Genomic DNA, 3,008 nt, shown 5'->3' on the forward strand with positions numbered 1-3,008 from the left:
CCAAATGAGATGACGTCTAAGTAGGCGCGATTGCGGTGGCTGTTTCCAAACGTTGACAGCCTGCGCGCTGTTACATGAGGATCACGAGTGGCTACCCCGCCGGCACCTCGGGACTTGCGTCCTGGGGCGGGCGTGGGCAGCGGCCGCACGCAGTGCTCGGAACAGCAGGCATCGTTCTCTGTTGACGCGGAAACGATCCGCCGAATCCGGGTCCCCGCGGCCGCCACAGCCGCCTGACAACCGCATAAAGACGTGATGGCCGCCCCCTGTTGGCGCAGGGAACGGCCACCATCTGACTCTTGGCCGAGTCAAGCACCACCAGTAATGGATCCGACCCACCACTGGGGTGCCCTAGCAGGCGTGTTGTGACCACGCCACGATCAGGATAGTCATGCCCGTCAAGGAGGACGCCGCCCTCAGAAACGGACCTGACTGTTCCGTGCACTGGGGCTCCCCGAGGCCTACAGAAGGAGTCTTCTGTGCCTTACCCCGACCGTATCCAGACGGTTCCGCCGGAAGTGCAGGCCGCGCGGCAGCAACGACGGCCGCCGTTCTGGTCGCAGCGTCCGGCGCGACGATCGCGACGGCGCCGACCGCCTCTGCCTGCAACTCAGCCTGGTACGGCCTCCCCGGCCGCATCACTGGTAGCGCGGTCAACTTGCGGAGTGGTCCCGGTACCAGCCACGCGTCGAAGGGGCCTGCTGTCGAAGGGGACGAAGTTCCACTTCTACTGCCGAAGGCGGGGCAATCAGTCTTGGGTCACGTCCGGCCCCACAAGGGCATCAAGGGATGGGTGAACGGCAGATACACCAAAAGGTGAGGGCTCTCTGCCCCTCCGCGACGCTGAGGGGCAGAGAGCGCCACGCTGCCTCCCACCTGGTAGGGAGAGCGGCACACGGCACCGCCTGCTCAGACGCTGTCTAACCACTCACTGACCCTCCATCAGCTGCCCAGGTCCCGGCCGGGACCACGCCGTGGCAGCGGCTCGATCCGGCCGCAGGGCCGCATACGGAGCCGTGGCAGCGGCACCACGGCCAAGACCTGGGTCAGAGCGGGGTGCCGTATCCCCCTGCGGCACCCCGCACTCGTCCCCTTCTCCTTTTCTCTGCACTGGAGCCCCGCTTGGCCACAGGACCTGTTGCGCCGGATCCCGCTTCCGTTTCCGCTCACAGCACCGGACGCCGCGGCAACGCCGGTATCCGCTACCAACGGAGGCCCGTGTGATCACCTCCACACCGCCATCCTGGTCCGCCGCGCGCCTCGACTATGCCCTCGCGACCAGCCGCGCACAGGGACGGGCCGCACTCGGCCTGTACCTTCCCGTCGGCTATCCGACACTCGCAACGAGCCGGGACGCGCTGCGCCTGATGGCCAGTCGTGCGGACGTGCTGTTGCTGGGGGTTCCGCACACGAAGCCCGTTCTGGACGGCCCAGTCATCCAGCAGGCCGCCGCGCAGGCCCTTGAAGCCGGTTTCCAGATGAGTGATCTCTTCGCCGCCGCCTCCGAACTCACCGCCACCTGCACCGCCGCTCTGCTAGCCATGTCGTACTGGAGTCCCATCGAGCAGTACGGTGCCAAGGCGTTCGCTCAGGAACTGGCGGCGGCTGGCGCATCGGGGGCCCTCATCCCCGACCTTCCGGACACAGCGGCAGAGACCTGGCACGATGCGGCCGAGAAGGCTGGGCTGCACACCATCAACCTGGTTCCGCCCCACGCGTCCGCCGCGACCCTGGCTGCGATCGGCGCATCGACCAGCGGAATGGTCTACGCCCCGGCTACCCCCGGATTCACCGGCGCCCGCCGCCCACTCAGCCCGCACCTGCCCCGCCTGGTCCGCCGCCTGCGCGAGACGACCCGCCTGCCGGTCGCCGCCGGTATCGGCATAAGCACCCCCGACCAGGCGGCACAAGTGTCCGGTTACGCCGACGCGGTCATAATCGGCTCCGCCGTGATCCGCCGTATGCACGCCCAGGCCGACAGTCCTGCGGCGGCCGCGGCCGCCGTTGCCCGCGACTTCGCCGAAGGCGTGCGTCGAGCCAACCGGCCCGCAGCCTGGCCGCAAACCACCAACTACGGAAGTTGACGCATGCCCCAAGTCCGGAAGTCCGCCGAACGCTCGGGCGGGTCCGTCCACTCCAGGGCTCTGGGGCCTCGCCGATACAGCGTTACGACAGTTCCGCACGTGCTCCACACCGACTCAGCTCCAGACGCCAGTGCGTGTCCGTCGTTGAGTCGCCTCGGTCGCTGGTGAGGGGGTGCAGATGCCTGCTGAGCTGCACCCCCTTTTCTGCCAGCGACTCAACGATGACCAGCCCTGAGTCCTCAGTCGCTGGCAGCTCGCTGGCCACCGCCAGCTGGTGCGCCCGCCGCGGCTGGCCCGTCCACCCTCTGGCCCCTGGCCTGAAGACCCCGGCGGCGAACTGCAGCGACTGCCGCACAACTCCACACGCCCCTGCCGACTGCCCATGCATCCCGGCCGGACGCTGGTGCCACGGCTTCCACGCCGCCACTCTCAACCAGGACCGCATCCAGCGGTGGTGGAGCGCCCGCCCGGACTTCAACATCGGAGTCGCCTGCGGCCCCGCAGGCCTGATCGTCATCGACATCGACGCACACCCCGCCCAGCCGCCGACCCGCAACCGGATCCTCCCGGGCATCCCGATCAGCGACAGCGTCGACCTCACCGGTCTCGCCAACGGCTTCCACACCATCGCCGTCCTCGCTGCACTCCGCGGCCAGCCCAGTCCCGCCGACGATGAAACCACCCTGCGCGTGCGCACCCCATCCGGACGCACCCCTGCCGGCGAGGCGACCACACACGGCTTGCTGCCCGACACCCTCTCCGACCGCGGCAACGCCAAGCTGTTCGTCAAGCTGTACGCCAACGACTACCGGCACGTGCCCAACATCGGCTGGTACCGGTGGGACACCACCCGCTGGCAGATCGACGAAGACGACACCGTTCTGTGGGCGGCAGGAGACCTCCCCGAGAACCTCGCCACCCACG

At 68.5% G+C, this 3,008-nt stretch carries 2 protein-coding genes; both read left to right on the forward strand.

Going from position 1 to position 3,008, the window contains the following annotated elements:
* The first annotated feature begins 1,220 nt into the window (after positions 1–1,220).
* On the forward strand, positions 1,221–2,084 hold the full coding sequence (trpA, locus tag CCN42_RS24945) for a tryptophan synthase subunit alpha (protein ID WP_086738975.1): 864 nt from the start codon (positions 1,221–1,223) through the stop codon (positions 2,082–2,084).
* A gap of 221 nt (positions 2,085–2,305) precedes the next feature.
* On the forward strand, positions 2,306–3,008 hold a 703-nt coding region (locus CCN42_RS24950), incomplete at its 3' end, for a bifunctional DNA primase/polymerase (protein ID WP_211294790.1).

Source organism: Streptomyces glaucescens, from assembly GCF_002154375.1.
In the GTDB taxonomy this organism is placed as follows: domain Bacteria; phylum Actinomycetota; class Actinomycetes; order Streptomycetales; family Streptomycetaceae; genus Streptomyces; species Streptomyces glaucescens.